Annotated in this window: 10 protein-coding genes; 3 read left to right on the top strand and 7 right to left on the bottom strand. The window is 64.6% G+C overall.

Going from position 1 to position 16,707, the window contains the following annotated elements; all coding sequences use genetic code 11:
• Positions 1-28: 28 nt before the first annotated feature.
• Positions 29-1,693, top strand: coding sequence for an energy-dependent translational throttle protein EttA (gene ettA, locus FVW59_RS14500; protein WP_148065069.1), 1,665 nt, complete (start codon positions 29-31; stop codon positions 1,691-1,693).
• Position 1,694: 1 nt separating this feature from the next.
• Here the strand turns inward: ettA and FVW59_RS14505 are convergent, their stop codons facing one another.
• The 3 genes from FVW59_RS14505 to FVW59_RS14515 all read right to left on the bottom strand — a co-directional run bounded on the left by FVW59_RS14505 (position 1,695) and on the right by FVW59_RS14515 (position 7,173).
• The gene (locus FVW59_RS14505) at positions 1,695-4,085 is read right to left on the bottom strand and encodes a caspase family protein (protein ID WP_148065070.1); all 2,391 of its coding nucleotides are present in this window, start codon (positions 4,083-4,085) and stop codon (positions 1,695-1,697) included.
• A gap of 62 nt (positions 4,086-4,147) precedes the next feature.
• Positions 4,148-5,656, bottom strand: coding sequence for a serine/threonine-protein kinase (locus FVW59_RS14510; RefSeq protein WP_148065071.1), 1,509 nt, complete (start codon positions 5,654-5,656; stop codon positions 4,148-4,150).
• A 32-nt stretch (positions 5,657-5,688) separates the two neighbouring features.
• A complete protein-coding gene (locus FVW59_RS14515; protein WP_148065072.1) occupies positions 5,689-7,173 on the bottom strand; it encodes an autotransporter outer membrane beta-barrel domain-containing protein in 1,485 nt (494 codons plus the stop codon).
• 211 nt (positions 7,174-7,384) lie between these two features.
• Here FVW59_RS14515 and FVW59_RS14520 point away from each other — a divergent pair, with 211 nt between their 5' ends.
• Positions 7,385-8,119 carry an alpha/beta hydrolase gene (locus FVW59_RS14520; RefSeq protein ID WP_148065073.1) on the top strand — a complete coding sequence of 245 codons (735 nt, stop codon included), beginning with the start codon at positions 7,385-7,387 and terminating at the stop codon, positions 8,117-8,119.
• Positions 8,120-8,194: 75 nt separating this feature from the next.
• Positions 8,195-8,545 carry a PilZ domain-containing protein gene (locus FVW59_RS14525; protein ID WP_148065074.1) on the top strand — a complete coding sequence of 117 codons (351 nt, stop codon included), beginning with the start codon at positions 8,195-8,197 and terminating at the stop codon, positions 8,543-8,545.
• Between the two features lie 52 nt (positions 8,546-8,597).
• Here FVW59_RS14525 and FVW59_RS14530 read toward each other — a convergent pair whose 3' ends face one another.
• The 4 genes from FVW59_RS14530 to FVW59_RS14545 all read right to left on the bottom strand — a co-directional run bounded on the left by FVW59_RS14530 (position 8,598) and on the right by FVW59_RS14545 (position 16,685).
• Entirely contained in the window at positions 8,598-10,448 is a 1,851-nt protein-coding gene (locus FVW59_RS14530; protein WP_148065075.1) for a DUF3604 domain-containing protein, read from the bottom strand.
• 16 nt (positions 10,449-10,464) lie between these two features.
• Positions 10,465-12,711 (bottom strand): TonB-dependent receptor, encoded by a 2,247-nt coding sequence (locus FVW59_RS14535; protein WP_187275906.1) that lies wholly within the window; start codon positions 12,709-12,711, stop codon positions 10,465-10,467.
• 130 nt (positions 12,712-12,841) lie between these two features.
• Positions 12,842-13,750 carry a sugar phosphate isomerase/epimerase family protein gene (locus tag FVW59_RS14540; RefSeq protein WP_148065077.1) on the bottom strand — a complete coding sequence of 303 codons (909 nt, stop codon included), beginning with the start codon at positions 13,748-13,750 and terminating at the stop codon, positions 12,842-12,844.
• A gap of 88 nt (positions 13,751-13,838) precedes the next feature.
• The gene (locus tag FVW59_RS14545) at positions 13,839-16,685 is read right to left on the bottom strand and encodes a DUF7133 domain-containing protein (RefSeq protein ID WP_148065078.1); all 2,847 of its coding nucleotides are present in this window, start codon (positions 16,683-16,685) and stop codon (positions 13,839-13,841) included.
• Positions 16,686-16,707: the final 22 nt, after the last annotated feature.

A 16,707-nucleotide genomic window follows, 5' to 3' on the forward strand; every position in this document is an offset into this window, starting at 1 on the left:
TCACTTCAACGCAGGGTTACCTTTTCCCATGGCCCAGTACGTCTACACCATGAACCGGGTCGGCAAAGTCGTGCCGCCCAAGAAAACCATCCTCGAGGACATTTCCCTGTCCTTCTTCCCCGGCGCCAAGATCGGTGTGCTGGGCCTGAACGGCTCCGGCAAGTCGACACTGCTGAAGATCATGGCCGGCATCGACACCGACATCCTCGGCGAGGCCCGCCCCCAGGCCGGCATCAAGATCGGCTACCTGCCCCAGGAACCCCAGCTGGACCCGGCCAAGGACGTGCGCGGCAACGTGGAAGAGGGCCTGCAGGAAGCCATCGACGCCCTGGCGGGGCTGGAGCAGGTCTACGCTGACTACGCCGAGCCCGACGCCGACTTCGACGCCCTGGCCAAGGAACAGGCGCGGCTGGAAGACATTATCCAGGCCACCGATGCCCACAACATCGAGACCAAGCTGGAGATCGCTGCCAACGCCCTGCGCCTGCCGCCGTGGGATGCCGACGTGAGCACACTGTCCGGCGGTGAGCGCCGCCGGGTCGCCCTGTGCCGCCTGCTGCTGTCCGCCCCCGACATGCTGCTGCTGGACGAACCCACCAACCACCTCGACGCCGAGTCCGTCGCCTGGCTGGAGCGCTTCCTGGAAGGCTTCCCCGGCACCGTGGTGGCTATTACCCACGACCGCTACTTCCTCGACAATGCCGCCGGCTGGATCCTGGAACTGGACCGCGGCCGCGGCATTCCCTACGAGGGCAACTACTCCGACTGGCTGGACGCCAAGGAAAAGCGCCTGGAGCAGGAAAAGCGCCAGGAGGCCTCCCACCAGAAGGCGATCAAGGCCGAACTGGAGTGGGTGCGCAGCAACCCAAAAGGACGCCAGGCCAAGAGCAAGGCCCGCCTGCAGCGCTTCGAGGAACTGCAGTCACAGGAATTCCAGGCCCGCAACGAGACCAACGAAATCTATATTCCCCCGGGCCCGCGCCTGGGTGACAACGTGATCGAGGTCAACAACCTGAAGAAAGCCTTCGGCGACCGCCTGCTGTTCGACAATGTCAGCTTCACCGTACCCAAGGGCAGCATCGTCGGCATCATCGGCGCCAACGGCATGGGTAAATCCACCCTATTTCGTATCCTGATGGGCCAGGAGCAGCCCGACGGCGGCGAAGTGAAGGTGGGCGAAACCGTACAGCTGTCCTACGTGGACCAGAGCCGCGACGATCTCGATGGCAGCAAAACCGTGTGGGAGGAGATTTCCGACGGCCAGGACATCATGCGCATCGGCAGCTACGAGGTGCCCTCGCGCTCCTACTGCGGGCGCTTCAACTTCAAGGGCTCCGACCAGCAGAAATTCGTCAAGGACCTGTCCGGGGGCGAGCGCAACCGCCTGCACCTGGCCAAGCTGCTGAAGCAGGGCGGCAACGTGTTGCTGTTAGACGAACCCACCAACGACCTCGACGTGGAAACCCTGCGCGCCCTGGAAGAGGCCGTGCTGGCCTTCCCCGGCAGCGCCCTGGTGATCTCGCACGATCGCTGGTTCCTGGACCGCATCGCCACCCACATCCTGGCCTACGAGGACGATGGCAGCGTGGTGTTCCACGAGGGCAACTTCAGCGACTACGAGGAAGAGCGCAAGGCCCGCCTGGGCAAGGACGCGGACCAGCCGCAACGGGTGAAGTACCGCAAGTTGAAGTGAGTCAGCCGTCGCGCACGAAAACAAACTGCCCGTTTTCGTGCCCGGCGTCCTCAATGGCGGCGAACTGCGGCACCTGGTCCAGGTAGCCGAGGTTGGCCGCCTCTGACCGCACCAGATCATAGACCTGGGCGTAGATCATCTCGCCGTTGATGGCCCCGGTGTTCTGCTGCAGCACCTGCAACAGGGCGCTGGCAAACACCGAGTGGTTGTCCGGCCCCTCGTCCAGCACCGGCATCACACCGCCGGAGGTCAGTACCGTGCGCGACTTGTTGGCCAGCCAGTACTTCATCAGTGCCGGAATACTTTTGCGGATGCGCGGCGCGGTGTCACGCACCAGGGCGCCCGAATAGCAGGAATCCGCCACCACCAGCACATGCCGGGCGCTGCTCTGCTGCAGCGTCTGGGTGAGGTCGCCGCTGGACACCGCCTCGCTATAGGGCATGCCCGGACGGTAATCGGTCGGCAGCCAGTAGCCGTCGCCAAATTCATCGACCTTGCCATGACCGGCGTAGTAAAGCAGCACGAACTGGTCTTCGCGGAACTTGCGCACGGCGTTCAACAGCTTGTACATCTCGGTCCGCTTGAGGTTGATCCGCACCTCCACATTGAAGCCGTAGCGCGCTTCCAGCAGCTGCTTCAGCTCGTTGGCGTCAAAGGGCGGCGAGGACAGGTCGGGCAGGTAATCATAGTCGTAGTTGGCGATGATCACCGCCTGGTAGGGGCCGGCCTTGAGGCCATCCGGCAGGGCAATGGGTTGGCGTTCAACCGGCTCGCCCCCGCCTCCCCTCATGGCCAGGGTGCGCTGCTGCTGCAGGCCGCTGTAGAGGTCGACATCGCTGGCGATACGGGTCCGCTCGCGCTCCAGCCCGGCTACACTGGCGTCGATGCCTGCAAGCCGGGTGCGGGCATCGTCCAGGGCCGCCTCCATGCGGCGCCGGTCCTGTTCGCTGCGCTGGCGGTTGAGCAGCAGGTCCTGTTCCAGGCGCGCAATCTCCTGCTGGTATTCATCCTTTTCCCAGCGCGACTCATCCAGGGCCATCTCCAGCGACTGCAGTTCCGCGCTGGCCGCTGCCAGCTTTGTTTTGGCGGAGGCCAGCTCCACCTCCAGCCAGCTGCGCTTGTCCACCTCCAGCGCCAGGCTCTCGCGCATGGCGCTGCGCTCTGCCTGCAGGACCTGCCAACTGGCCTCAAGGTCCTGGCGCTGGCCGGCCAGCTCGGTGATGGCCTGCTCCTGCGCCCGCAGGCGGCTCGCCAGTTGCGACTGGGCCTCGCCACCGCTGCGGCTGGCCTGTTGCAGGCTCTGCCGCAGTTCATCTGCCTCCTGCTGCGCCGCGGCCATGGCCTGCCGGCTTTCCCTGACCTGGGACTCCAACAGCTGCAACTGCTGGTCGGCACTGGACAGACTGGTGGCCAGGTCGAGGTTGCGGGCCTTACTCTGCTGTAGCTCCTGCTGGGCCAGGCTGAGCTGGCGATCGCGAATATCCGCCTGACGCACACTGGCCTTGAGTTGGGCCTGCTGCGCCTCAACATCGGCCTGCAGCAGGTCGATGGCCAGTTGCTGCTCGTTCAGGCGTGCCTCGCGCTGGGCCAACTGCTGGCGCAGGCTGGCCTGCTCTGCGCTGCTCCGGGTGCTGTCTTGAGTGCCCGCACCGGCAGCCGCAGCCAGCTGTGCTTGCAACTCGGCGGCAGCGGCTCGCTCGCGCTGCACCACGTCGGCCTGCTGCGCCAGACTATCCCGGGCCGCGGCCAGCTCCCGCTGCAGGCGGCCGGTGGTGTTGTTCTGCTGCTCCAGGGCCGATACCAGACTGTCGATTTCGCGCTGGGCCTCGCTCCTTTGCGCCTCCACCTGGGAGGCGAGCACTACCTCGTCGCCGAGATCGAGCGCCTGCCGCCACAGACTCAGGGCCTGCTGCTTGTCGGCGGCCACCCCCAGGCCCCGCTCGTAGAAATAAGCCATGCGGCGCTGGGCGCGGGTGTCGCCCTGCGCCGTGGCGAGCCCGTACCAGTGGGCCGCCTGGGTGTAATCAGGGGTGCCGAGCCAGCCCTTCTCGTAGATTTCACCGACGTAGAGCTGGGCCGTGGCGTCGCCACCCTCGGCGGCCTCGAGCCAGAGGGCCAGCGCGTTTTCGTAATTGGCGCGGTCGTAGAAGGTGTATTCCCCGCCGCGAATCTCGCACTCGTTGGCGGTCAGTTGCTGGGGTTTGCGACGCTCGAGGTAGGTCATGACGCTGCCCACTTTGCGCACCCGTCCGGGTAGCAGGCACAGCACCGGTTTGTTGGCGTCGACCTCGCCGTAATTGCTGCTCAGGCCCGGCGACTGGGCCGTTGCCGTTGCGCCGGGCAGTCCGCCCAACAGCAGGCCAAGCAGAAAACTGATAAAACGCGGATGCATGCTCTGGCTCCGTCTGGCCCCTTCCCAGAACTATAGTCCAGATTGCCCGTTTTGCCCTGCGTTCAGCAGTCGTTTAGCTGGGCGATACGCGCCTCGCTCATGCCCTCGCTCGCCGCTTCCGCCACCGCCAGCAGGGCCCGGTGGCGGGAGTGGATTTTCAGACCGTGGCAGGTGATCAGCAGGGCCTTTTCCCGATCGCCCTGAGCCGCTGCCTGCCGGGCCCAGTCGTGGTAGGTATCGAGCATCGCCATCACTCCGGCCCGGGCCGCTGCCGAATCCTGGCGCCCCAGCACGCTGGAAAAAGCCCGGTAGGCATTGTCCGCCCCCCCATCCATGATGTGCAGGGCACTCACCAGGTCGCCCCCGGCGAATTCCTGCTGGGCAATCTCCAGATAGACCTGCCCCTGCTCCAGCCAGCTCTGCAGGCGGGCTGCTTCGCCAACCTGCAGGGGCGCGGGATTGGCCGGCGTCAGGCTGTCGAGGAAGACCTGGTCCGGATCCGGGCCCTGCAGGTAGCGCAGGCCGAGCCACAGGGCCACCCCCGCCGCCGCCAGCACACTGCCCGCCACCAGCCACAGGCGCTGTCGATCGCGCTGGCCGGCCAGTGCCTCGTAGAGCAGGGGAGCCGAGGCCAGGCGGTCCTTGCGTGTGAAGGACAGGCCGCGCTGCAATACCCGCCAGCGGCGGGCACCCAGACCCGCGGGGCGCTCCGCCCGACGCCCTTCGCCCCGGGCCCGGGGCGCCGGCAGGCGCTTGAAGGGATGCCGCCCCGTCAGTACCTCATAGCACACACAGGCCAGGGCGTAGACGTCATCCCGCGGGTCCGGCGACTGGCCTTCGAACATCTCGCAACTGGCATAGGACGGGGTAAGCGCGCCAAGCTGGCTGGCGTCGAAGCGGGTTTCCGCCCGGCTTTGCACACCTTCCAGGCTGTCCTCACGGGCGCGGGCAATGCCAAGGTCGAGAATCTTGACCACGCCGTCGTCGCTGACAAACACGTTGTTGGGTTTGAAGTCCGAATGCACCAGTCCCTGGCGGTGGATGTAGTCCAGCCCGCTGCACATGCCTTCGATCAGCGGCAGCGCCTTCGCCAGCGGCAGACCGCGGGGATGGCGGCGCAGGAAGTCATCCAGCGGAAGCCCACGCATGAACTCCATAATCATGTAGGGCAGGCCTTCGTGCAGGTCGAAGTACAGCACGCGCACCACGTTGGGGTGGGACAATTGCTGACATTTGCGGGCTTCGCGCTGCAAGGCCATGCGCGCCACATCGTGGGCGGCAAAGCGAATGCCGAGGAACTTGATCGCCACTTCCGCGTGGCGGTCCTCGAACTCGCGGGTATACAGCAGGTCGGTGGCCTGGAAGACCCGTCCCATCCCCCCCTCGCCGAGTAGTCGGGTCAGCTCGTAGCGTCCGGAGATCACATCGCCAATGCACACGCCGCCCTCGCCGTCCCCGGGCGGGATATTCGCCTCGGCTCTCGTTATGGCAGAGTTATCGTGCCGGGTCGTCGCCTGGCTGCTGGCCGATCCGGAGGCGGGCAATGTCTTGTCGTCAAACGCATCCGCCACCTTGCCTGCCGACGCCTCCTGCTGAAAGCGGACTAGAAGCTGCCGCGTACGCCGATAGTGAAGAGGCTGGCGCTCACATCTTCCAGACCGAGGGTCGTAGAGTAATCGACAAAGGCGGTGATGCGATTGGCAAACACCGCGCTGACGCCAAGGCCAAGTTCAAAATAATCCTCATCCGGGTCGTCACTGCCTATCGTCAGGTTGAAGGTCTGACCGGTCTGCTGGGCGGCGTAACGCGCCGCTACAGTATCGGCATCATTGCGAAACTCGTGCCGCCAGGCGGCGCCAAGATAAGGCAAGATGACACCACTTTGGGTACTGAACGGCCTGCTGAACTGGAAGCCCAGGGATGATTGCAGGGATTCGAAGTCCTGATCCTCGTAGGCCAGGGCCAACCCGCCGGCGCTGGACTCGTCACCGGCCAGGGCCTGTTCGCGCTCGGTGTAGCCGTCCACCGTGACATCCAGGTAACTGAGCCCGACATCGAGGGCCAGGTCGACCACTCCGAGTTCGAACTGGGTGCCGGTGGACACCCCGACACCGAGGCTGTCGCTGTCGGTGGAGCCACTCATGGCGCGGTTGACCACCAGGTTCTGGCCCCGGTTGCCGCCGCTGCTGCTGCCGCGATAGGACACCCGGCGCTCGGTGTCGTAGTCGTTCATACCGTAGCTGACCAGCCCGTCGACGTAAAAGCGCCCGATGTTGCCGATGGCGTAGGCGCTCACCGCATAGCCGTCCAGCGAAAAGCCGCCACCGGCGACCCGTGAGGTCAAATCGTTCATCGGCAGGGGGGAACCACTGCTGTCAAAATCCACCTCGTAATCGGAATAGCCAAGGGCAACACCGACCACCGCACCGGAATCCAACAGGTAGTCGACCCCGAGGGTCGCGCCATAGGCATCGTAGTCGTACTGGTCCTCGCGAGCGGTGGCATCGCGGTCGCCGTTGCCATAGGCGCCGTTGACGAACCAGCTCCAGGGCGACTCGCCCTCCTCACCGGCGTTGCCGCCCACCACCGGCGCATCATTCAGGGCCAGACGGAGACCGCTGGCAGTGGCCCGGGCACCGGCGCGAATGGCGTCCAGGCGCATACCGATATGGGCAAACTGGCCGTTGGAACTCTCCGTGGCCAGGCGGCCCTTGGAGACCTGCTCCTCGCCAGTGAGTTGCTGCATGGCTTCGGCCAGTTGGCCGCTGGTCCAGCCGAGGTTGTTCAGCGCCGCATCCGGGTTGCCATTGAGCAGGTTGGCGGTCTGGACCATTTCGTTACAGCGGAAAAAAAGATCTTCCTCGGGGGTCGTGGCCGGCCGGTTCGCGCCAATGACGGGACGGTAGGTTCCCGCCAGTTCGCCACAGGTATTCTGCACCGCCTCGCCGGTGACCACCTGTAGTGCTGTGCTGCCCGGTGCGCCTGCTACCACCTGACCGAGGGTGGTATCCTGAGCGGCGAGCGGCATCGCCAGCCCGGCGAGAGGAATCATGAGATACAGCCTGACGTCTCGAAAACGCGTTTCCATGGCATGCCTCCTCGAAGGCAATGATTGCCCTCCTTCCCCAAACGTAGACCATGCCGCCCGTTTGCGCGAATCCCGGCGGGGCCACCCAGGTGAGTCCGGCACGCGGCCTCGTACCGGTCGCAGGCCCGCTGTACCGGGTGCCGCTCTGCTGGTCGCCCTGCTGGTTCTGTGTGCATCCTGCACCGGTTCGGCCCACCGCGGGGCCGAACAAATGGCGCAGGCGAGCGGCGCGCAACTGTCCTGGGTGGACGGGCAGGGTTTCCGGCACCGGGTGTTCAGCCAGGTGAAGGATCCGCAGCCCCGGCTGCTGCGTGTGTACCTCGGCGGCGACGGGCGGGCCTTCCTGACACCGACCACAGTGGCCAGCGACCCCACTCCGCAGGAGCACCTCGGCCTGTCCCTGATGCTGGCAGACCCCGGCAACACGCTCTATCTGGCCCGCCCCTGCTACTACCAGGCGGCGATGGACGCCAACTGCCAGGCGTCCCTGTGGACCAGCCTGCGCTACGGCGAGACCGTGCTGGCCAGCATGGAACAGGCACTCGCCACGGTATCGGGGCAGTACCCCACTGCGGAAATACACCTGGTAGGCTACAGCGGCGGCGGCGTGCTGGCCCTGCAACTGGCGCGGCGTTCAGCACGTATCAGCCAGGTGGTGACCGTGGCTGCGCCGCTGGATACCGATGCCTGGACCCGCCACCACCACTACACCGCCCTGCCCGCCGGACACAATCCGGCCCGGGTGGCACGGTGGCCGGCCAGCCTCAAGCAGGTACACCTCGCCGGCGCCGCCGACAGCCAGGTTCCGCCGGCACTCAACCAGCGCTTTCAAGCGCAACTGGCAGACAGCGGTGCAGCGGCGCGCTTTTACGTGTTGGCGGGCTTTGACCATCGCTGCTGCTGGGTACAACAATGGCCCGAGCTACTGCAGGACTATGCCCTTTGAGCGGCACCAGCCCGCCTCGCCAAGCCCGACGGGTAGCGCTATAGTGCGCCACAGGCCCCAACAGAAGGCGCAGGTATGATCGAAAGACGCCAGTGCACTCGCATCAAAATCGACTTGCCGGTGGAAGTACAGCAAGGCGGCAGCGTCTGGAAACAACGGCTGATCGACATTTCACTTAGCGGCGTGGCCACCGACCAGCCCGATGTCTGGGACGCCCAGTACAACGAACCCTTCACCCTGCTGATTCAGCTCGACGACGGCGATGAACTGGAACTGCACGCCTACCTGCAGCACGTGGAATCAGGCCGCCTCGGCTTCTCAGTGCAACATGTGGATCGCGAGAATATCGAGCCTCTGCGACGGCTGCTGGAAGACCACGTCGATGACCCGGCAGTGATCGCCGAGGAGATCAAGCGGCTGGGCTAGTTCCGGTTAGCACGTCTTCCCAGCCCCGCCCCGGTCTGTCAGTGCATCACACTCACGATGCCCGGTACCAGATGGGCGACGACCAGGCCCGCTCCTGGATGGTGCGGGGCACGCTGTCGTCGCAGCAGCCCTGCAGTGGTTCCGCAACCGCGTCCGGATTGGCGCAATTCACCCGGTTTGCCACACAAATTTGCTGTTGCCAACGACAGGAGGGATTTTCCACAACGCGACTGTAGTACACCGCGCCCAGGGCGGCGTCGAAATCCGGGTCGCGCCACACCGAGCAAAGACGCTGGTATCCGTTGCCCCGGGGCTGGCAGGTCTGGAGGTCCACGCCGGCGCCGTTGCCGGGGCTGCCGGCCACCTCATAGACCTCTTCGCGACTCTCCCCCGCACTGTCTACCCAGGCTTTGACCACCTGCACGCGCTGCAGCAATCCGCCGGGCGCTCCGTCTGTTCCAGGGTCCGACACTGCCGTCAGGATGAATTCGGGGGCACGACCCTCACTGTCTTCGCGCAGTAACTCGCCACCCATGGGCACCCCGCCAGCATAGCCCCGCGCGACCAGGTCAACCCGCTCGCAGAGATCGTCCTCGTAATCCCAGCCGCCGAAAAAGCGCAATTGAATGCGCGGGCCGCTGGTGGCGTAGGCCTCCCGGCGCTGCATGGCGCGGAACAGGGCATCGCGAGTGTTTTCCTCGGCGTACAGCACCGCCAGCCCGCCGGCATTCTGTTCCAGCCGATCGGGCAGCTGCGGCGCGCTGCCATCACCGCTGATGTGCTGGGCGCCATGATGGCCTGGGTTGTCCGCTTCATCCACCGCGCCAGCCGCACCCAGGTGGGTATCGGTGCCGCCGATAAAGCCGGTGGTAAACGGATTGGTACCCAACTGTCGCTCAAGCCGCAGCCCTTCTCGCAACGCCTCCCGCAGGTAGCGGCTGTCATCCTTCGGCGGCTCGCCAATAAACGAAAAGTACTTCTGCAGGAAGGAGCTGTAGGGCAGCTTTTCAAAGCGGCACAGTTCATCGATGGCGCCGGGGCCGCCGTAGCACTCCGACTCCCCCTTGTGCTGCACGATTTCCGCGAGACGCTCGTAGCGGGCGCGCTGTTGCGCCTGCTCTGAAGTCATTTGATCGCCAGACGATAAAAGGGCGGAAAACATAAGGCCCTGGCTGAGGTTTGAATTGTGGGGGATGGTGACCGCCTCGCAGCCACTGCCCCCGTCCCGGCACTCGTGGTCGAGCGCATCCCAGAGCTGTTCGGGCGTCCTCGCCTCTCGCGCACTGGCCGGATTCGAGGGAACCGCCTCACTGCGGAAAATAACATTGCGATGCAGGTTGGCGGCGCCGTCCAGCCCGCTCCATTCGTAGCCCACGAAGGTGGTGAATTCACAGGGCGCATTGTGTGACTGCGCAGCGGCCTGCGTGTCACGCCATACCGATGCCTGCGCTGCGGCACAGGTAGCATCCCCCGGCGGGCACAGGGTTTCGAGCGGCAGTACCCTGCTGGCAAACCGCTTGATCATGCGCAGGTAGGGACCATCGCCGCAGCTGTCGGCGCCCGGCCCGTCGTAGTTCGGGTCGCTGCACAGCCTTACTTCTCCGAGAGCTTCGGCATGATCGGTGACCGCGGCAAAATCCAGCGGCCGTTTCAGGCGCAGTTCACGGGGGCTGTCGCCCTGCGCATCATAGGGGGGCAATGAGATGGCCGCGCCGCGGGCAAAGCGGTAGCTGTCCTCCGGCTCTATCCGGTGATTACCCATGCGCCAGTTGGCATCCTGCGAGTAGCTGGTATGGACATGGAGATCGCCAAACCAGGCCTGCCGGTCCTCGCTGTAGTCCTCGCAACTACCGTGCGCAGTGGCAGCGCCCAGCAGCGCCAGCGCCGCAATACGTATCACCATCTCAGTATTCAGCCATTCAAAAGTTGAATTTCACCCGGACTCCGGCGTAGCGCTGGCTGTCCCGGGCCAGGACCTGGCCGACTGCCTGCTTGCCGCCGTACAGATTGCCCAGATTGGCCAGCGATACCGCATAGCTTTCATCAAACACATTGTTTACAAACAGCGTCACCCTGTAGGCCTCGCGCTTGCGCTCGACGATGCCCAGGCTCAGGTCGAGCACATCGTAGCTGTCGTACGCGGTCTGCGGATCCTGGCTGAGGTTGAAATTGACCTCATCCTGCCAGCGATAGGAAAAGTTGGCGAAAGCATCAAAGGGCAGTGAACCCAGTGTCAGGTTGTATTCCCCTGACAGGGTCAGCTTGTAGTCCGGCGAGTTGGCCAGCTCCGCCCCCGCCAGGTCCTGAACAGTGGCGCCCGGGGCGATTTCCACACAGCCTTCGACAACAGTCTGGCCAGGGTAGCACCGGGCGTTGGGGTACTCCTTCACGGTGGCATCAATCCAGGCGAAACCACCGCGCAGGACAAAGTTCTGCCCCAGCAGGGCAACCGCATCGATCTCAATACCCTGGGTTTCCAGCACCCCGACATTGGAGATGTCCAGTTCCACCTCACCGTTTTCATTGATCCGAGTGTTCTGCGCCTGGTAGTCGTCGTACTCGGTGTAAAACGCCACTGCGTTGAATTGCAAACGCTGGTCGAACAAGGTCGCTTTCACACCGAGTTCATAGGCATCTGCGTGCTCTGACGCCACCGGGGTGTCTGCCTTGTCCTGGTTAAAGCCGGTAGAGACATCGTAGGCCTGCCCCTTGTAGCCCCGGGTGTAGCTGGCGAACAGCATGGTGTCCTCGTTGAGGAAGTGCTGCAGTGACAGTTTGCCCAGCCACACGCCGTCGGAATCGTCCCCCTGGTAGCTCGCTTCAGTCGGCGCGTCGTAGAAATCGACCGAAATCTGTTCATAGTTGTAACGCAAGCCCACACTCAGGCTGGTCTGCTGGGAAAATCGCCAGTTGCCCTGGCCAAAGGCCGCCATGCTCTCGGTACCCGCTTCGGCCGCCCAGTCCGCCACCAGGATGGTGCGTTCGAAACTGCGGTCAGTGTCGGCGTCGGCATAATACAGGCCGAGCATGTAATCGAAGTTTTCATACAGCGGCGAATCGAGCCGCAGTTCCTGGGAAAAGAAAGACATCTCTACATTGGACAGGGAGTCGATGCCCCCGTGCAGAACGCCGCCGGTGAGCGCGCCCGCCACATCCACATCGGAAAAGTCGACATCCTCGGTATTGGTAAAGTCCCAGCGGTTCAGGGCAGTAATCGAGGTCAGGCTGAAATCGCCCATACTGTAGGCCAGCTCGAGGCTGCCGGACATGTCCTCGCTGTGGCCGTAGGACGGATTGTCCTGGCGAATTTCGCGGTTGTCGGGGCCGGGTTCGATACCCACCGCCGGATCCGCCGGTACGAAGCCCAGCACCCGCGCGGTCGGGTCCAGTGCGTGCCAGTTAATGCCGCAGCAGTCGACGGTATCCTCCCCGTAGTTGACGATGGCGGTGGCGGTAAGGCGGTCGTTCATATCCCAGCGGAATTTACCGCGGCCGCCGCGCGCCAGCCCGCCATTGAGCGATGAGCCGGAGGAGAGATTATCCAGGTAGCCATCGCGATCGTCGTAATAGGCCATCAGGCGGTAACCGGCGCTGTCACCCAGGGGTCCGGACAGGGTGCCCACAGTGCGCTGCTGCTCGTCGTCTGTTGCGACCAGTTCCAGGCTGCCTTCCAGCTCACTGGCCGGGCTTTTGGTGGTGACGCTGACCAGGCCGGCGGAAGCATTCTTGCCAAACAGGGTGCTCTGGGGGCCGCGCAGCACCTCGATGCGCTCCACGTCCACCAGGTTCGACAGGGCCTGACCGGGCTGCACCTGGGAGACATTGTCGATAATCACCGCCACACTGGGTTCCACCGAGATACTGAACACATTGGTGCCAATGCCGCGGATACTGATCGAGGTCTGCTGCTTGTTGTTGCCGCTGGACATCGTGAGCGAGGGCGACAGGCGGGTAACGTCGGAAAATTCCTGGATACCCATGGCCTCAATGGCTTCGGCACCGACGGCGGTAAGCGCCACCGGTACATCCTGCGCACTCTGGGCACGCTTCTGGGCAGTGACAATCACCTCTTCGAGTGCAGCAGTCTGGGCGAAAGCGGACGGGATCTGCTGGGTCAGCAGGATGGCGGCGGCCAGTGCCGCCTTGCGGGGAAGGGTCGGGTTCATAGCGCAGTATCCTGTAATCATTATCATATCTGCAGTGGCTAAATTGGTATTACCACATTGCCACCTTGCCAATATGCGCCCTTTTCATGGAAATGGCAACCGCCTGCCCACACGGTGCCCTGGCCGCCACTCAGAAGGTCATTGCAGAGAGATAGCGATAACTGTTGCGGGCGCTGTCGATCGGGTGTTCAGGCCGATCGTGCTCGACAAAGAAATGCCCTACACCGGCGTCGACTGCCGCCCGCGTCAAGGCGGGAAAGTCCAGCGTCCCGGCGCCGACATCCGCAAAACCACCATCCTCAGCCAGGTCTTTCATGTGACAACTGTTGATGCGCGCACCGTAATCACGCAGCAGACGCACCGGATCCTGGCCGGCCTTGCTGGCCCAGTACAGATCGAGCTGGAAACTGACCGCAGCCGGGTCGGTGTGCTGCAGCAGGTATTCGTAGGGCAGCACACCATTCACCGGCCGGAAATCGAAATCGTGGTTGTGGTAGGCGAAGCGCATACCGTGTTCGGCACAGAGCCGGCCGGCGGCGTTGAAAATCCCCGCCATGCGCTCAAGGCCGGCCATATCCGCCATTTCATCCGGCAACACGGCAGAAAGCACGATGGCTTCATAGTGCATTGCCTTTGCTTCCGGCAGCATGGCTTCGATGTTTTCGACAATACGGTCGCTGCTGCCCAGCTTGCGAAACAGGGCCATCGCCTCTTCCCGCGACAGCCTGGCAATATCCACCGGCATTTCCGGTCGCAGGCGACCATAGGGAGCGCGCAGTCCCACATCGTCGAGCAGCGCCTTCACTTCCCCAGGCGGCCGCCGGAACAGTCCCCCGGCGGTGGAAAACTCCACCTCGCGATAGCCGATGGCGGCGACCTCACGCAGAGTGCCTTCAAAATCTGCCGCCATGGCGCTGTTTACGGTGTACAGCTGCAAGCCAATGGCATTGAGCCGGCGCTCCGCAGCGAGGGCAAAACGCGAGGCGAGCAGCAAGCCCGCCGCTGAGGCGGCACCGCACAGGAATTGGCGTCGTTGCATCAGGGGTAGTCTCCAGGTTTCTGCCGGCGCCTGGCGCCGACCGGGTGGATTCCCGCCAGGGCGGGAATGACAGGAAAAAGCGGGGGCATCAGTTGTCACGCTCAGCCGGGATGTCCTGGCCGTCGCGGTGGATAATCAGTTTGTTGACACTGCCGTCGGGCTCGCTGACGAATTCGATCTGCACGCTGCCGTCCTCCGATTGGATTTCGAACAGGTTATCGTCCAGCTGGGTCAACAGGCCCTCGCCTCCCATGGTGGCCTCCATGTACAGGCCCCCGGGCTGCTCGCTGATGGCAATGGTGATAAAGCTGACCGAATACTCGCCGACGAAACGACGGAAGCCGCGGTCCACATACACCTGCCGCAATTCGTCGGCCGTCCAGGGTTGCTGGCGATCGGCACTGTTGGCGCGTATGGCCGCAGCTTTCTCCGGGTCGACCGCCGGGGCGGCATTGCCCCAGGCCCGGCGCAGGTAGGTCATCAGTCCCGCCAGGGTCACATCGTCGAGCTGCTCCAGGTGACCGTGGGGCGGCATCACGCCGTTGAAAGTAGCGCCCTTGACTTCTATCGGGCCGGTCATGCCCTGCAGAATAATCCGCCCCAGCCACTCCGGCGCACCGGTCACCCACTCCGCCCCAGCCAGGGGCGGCGCCAGTCCGGGAACCCCGGCGCCGTCTTCGCCGTGACAGGCGGCGCAATGGGAGTAGAACGTTTCACCCTGCGCCATCAGTGCCTGCTGGGCCTGGGACAGTGGCTCGATACCCAGCGCCAGCGGGTCGCCGGGCCAGGTAAAGGCCCGGCGACCCTCCAGGCGCGCCGCGGCCCGCTCTTCGCTGACCGCAGCGGCGGTATCGTAAAGGGGCGGCATAGCGGCCAGGCGCGCAGGCTCAAAGCCGGTGCGCAGGGTCAGGCCACGCAGTGCTTCCTGCATGGCCACTTCCTGCCAGGCATGTTGCTCCCCTGCGCTGGCCACCAGTTCCAGCAGATCCAGCAGGACGGGGTTGGCCGGCCCGGTAGCGGTCAGGTCGCCGCGCAGGTCGCGGTAGGCATTGGCCACTACCGCACCCAGCACCGCCGCAGCGGCCTCGCTGTACTCCGCCAGCGCCGGGGCCGCCAGCAATTCCGGCAGGAAGGCCATTTCCTGGCCCCGCACCGCGCGCACCAGGGCCTGGCGCTGGTATTCGTTGCGCAGACCACTCGTCATTTGCCGCAGCAGGCGCTGGCGCACCGCGGGTTGCCGGGCATGCCGCCCGAGGGCCAGCGTATATTGCATCTGCACCCTCAGGGGGGCGCCCTGCAGTTGATCGTCCAGTGCCAGCAGGGCGTCGGCCGACAGTAACCCGGCGCCGGCCCGCAGGGCATGCACCTGGCGCCAGGGGTCGCTGCCGGCGACCACCTTCTCGACGAGTTGTGCATGCAGCTCACCCCGGCCAGCCAGGGTCCACAGGGCGTGGGTGGCCGCGATGCTGTGCTCACCGGTCGCGATCTCCGCCAGCGGCCCGGCGAGGTCGCCGGTGCGAGCCAGCAGCAGGCGCTGGGCCGTATCCCGCTGCCAGCCATTGGCGGAGGAGAGCAGCGCCAGCAGATCCTGATTGCTGGCCGCGGCGAGATCCACGGTTACGCTGCTGCGGCCGCTCTCACTGTGGCGCACCCGCCAGATGCGCCCCTTGCCCAGCGGCTTGTCGAGGTGACGCAGCAGAATCTGCTCGCGCAGTTCGTCGGTCAGGAAATAGGTATCCTGCACAATGCCGCGGTACATATCGATGATATAGAGCGCACCGTCAGGCCCGTTCAGGGCGTCCACCGGGCGGAAGCGCTCATCGGTGGAACCGAGGAACTCGCGCTGCCCCCAGTCCGGGTCCTCGTACAGGCGATGCTCGGCGCGCAGCGCCATATCGCCCTCTTCATACAGGCGCAGGTGTGCCACCACATTGGCGGCCACTTCCGGCACGAAAACATCATTGGCATAGTCGGCGGGGAACTGGTCGCCGCGGTAGACGGCCAGGCCACTGACGCCGGTGGCCTTGTGCAGGCGACCGTCCTCGCGCAGGGTGCCTTCCAGGTAGGCCCGATTGACCCCCGGATTGACCCGCACCGAGAACACCTCGCTGGGATCGGTGAGATTGATACCGAGGCCGGTGTAACTGTTGCCACTGCCCGCCTCCACCACATCTTCACCGGCAAACAGATCCGCCTGCAGCCAAGTGGAGTTATGGTTGTAGAACAGGCGGCCCCGGTCATCCCGGGCCATGCCCCACTGGCCGCGCGAGGGTCCCTCGCGCACTTCCAGCTCTCCCTCCCTGAAGCGGAAACTACGCGTGGACTTGGCGTTGTAGAGCCAGTTGTCGAGACCGGTGAACAGGCCGTTCTCCAGGTGTTCCACGTTGCCCTCGTCCAGGTTGGGCGCATAATCGCCGACCCGGCGGCGCACGCTGCAGTCCGCCTCCGGCGTGGGCAGCTCGCAGAGCCATAAATTGGGCGGCTCACCCACCAGTACACCTTCGTTGGTGACCGCTACGGCACGGGGATTGACCAGTTTGTCCAGGAATACCTCGGAGCGGTCCATGCGGCCGTCGCCGTCGTCGTCGACCAGGCGCACCACCTGCCCTACCGGTTCGTCGCTGCCGTTGCCGTAGACATCGGGCATATAGCCCCGCATCTCCACCACATAGAGGCGGCCGTACTCATCCCAGGCCATGGCCACCGGATCCTCGATCAACGGCTCGGCAGCCACCAATTCGATTTCGAAGCCCGGCGCAATACGAAAGCGCTGCAGCGCCTCCTGTGGTGAGAGCACCGGCGCCGGCTCGGTGTCCAGCGTTTTATAACGTTCGTCGCGCCCCTCCTGCGACTCCTCTGGCGCAGCGGGAACAAACCACCACCAACCCGCCAGTGCGAGGGCAGAGACTACAAAGATCAATAACAACTTCTTCATGCGGCAACCTGACAGTTTATTG

It is taken from the genome of Parahaliea aestuarii (genome assembly GCF_008064635.1).
In the GTDB taxonomy this organism is placed as follows: Bacteria; Pseudomonadota; Gammaproteobacteria; order Pseudomonadales; family Halieaceae; genus Parahaliea; species Parahaliea aestuarii.

Bases quoted from the DNA above. Each gene is read 5' to 3' on its own strand.
- ettA (WP_148065069.1), top strand. From the start codon at position 29: ATGGCCCAGTACGTCTACACCATGAACCGGGTCGGCAAAGTCGTGCCG.
- FVW59_RS14505 (WP_148065070.1), bottom strand. From the start codon at position 4,085: ATGCATCCGCGTTTTATCAGTTTTCTGCTTGGCCTGCTGTTGGGCGGA.
- FVW59_RS14515 (WP_148065072.1), bottom strand. From the start codon at position 7,173: ATGGAAACGCGTTTTCGAGACGTCAGGCTGTATCTCATGATTCCTCTC.
- FVW59_RS14520 (WP_148065073.1), top strand. From the start codon at position 7,385: ATGGCGCAGGCGAGCGGCGCGCAACTGTCCTGGGTGGACGGGCAGGGT.
- FVW59_RS14525 (WP_148065074.1), top strand. From the start codon at position 8,195: ATGATCGAAAGACGCCAGTGCACTCGCATCAAAATCGACTTGCCGGTG.
- FVW59_RS14530 (WP_148065075.1), bottom strand. From the start codon at position 10,448: ATGGTGATACGTATTGCGGCGCTGGCGCTGCTGGGCGCTGCCACTGCG.
- FVW59_RS14535 (WP_187275906.1), bottom strand. From the start codon at position 12,711: ATGAACCCGACCCTTCCCCGCAAGGCGGCACTGGCCGCCGCCATCCTG.
- FVW59_RS14540 (WP_148065077.1), bottom strand. From the start codon at position 13,750: ATGCAACGACGCCAATTCCTGTGCGGTGCCGCCTCAGCGGCGGGCTTG.
- FVW59_RS14545 (WP_148065078.1), bottom strand. From the start codon at position 16,685: ATGAAGAAGTTGTTATTGATCTTTGTAGTCTCTGCCCTCGCACTGGCG.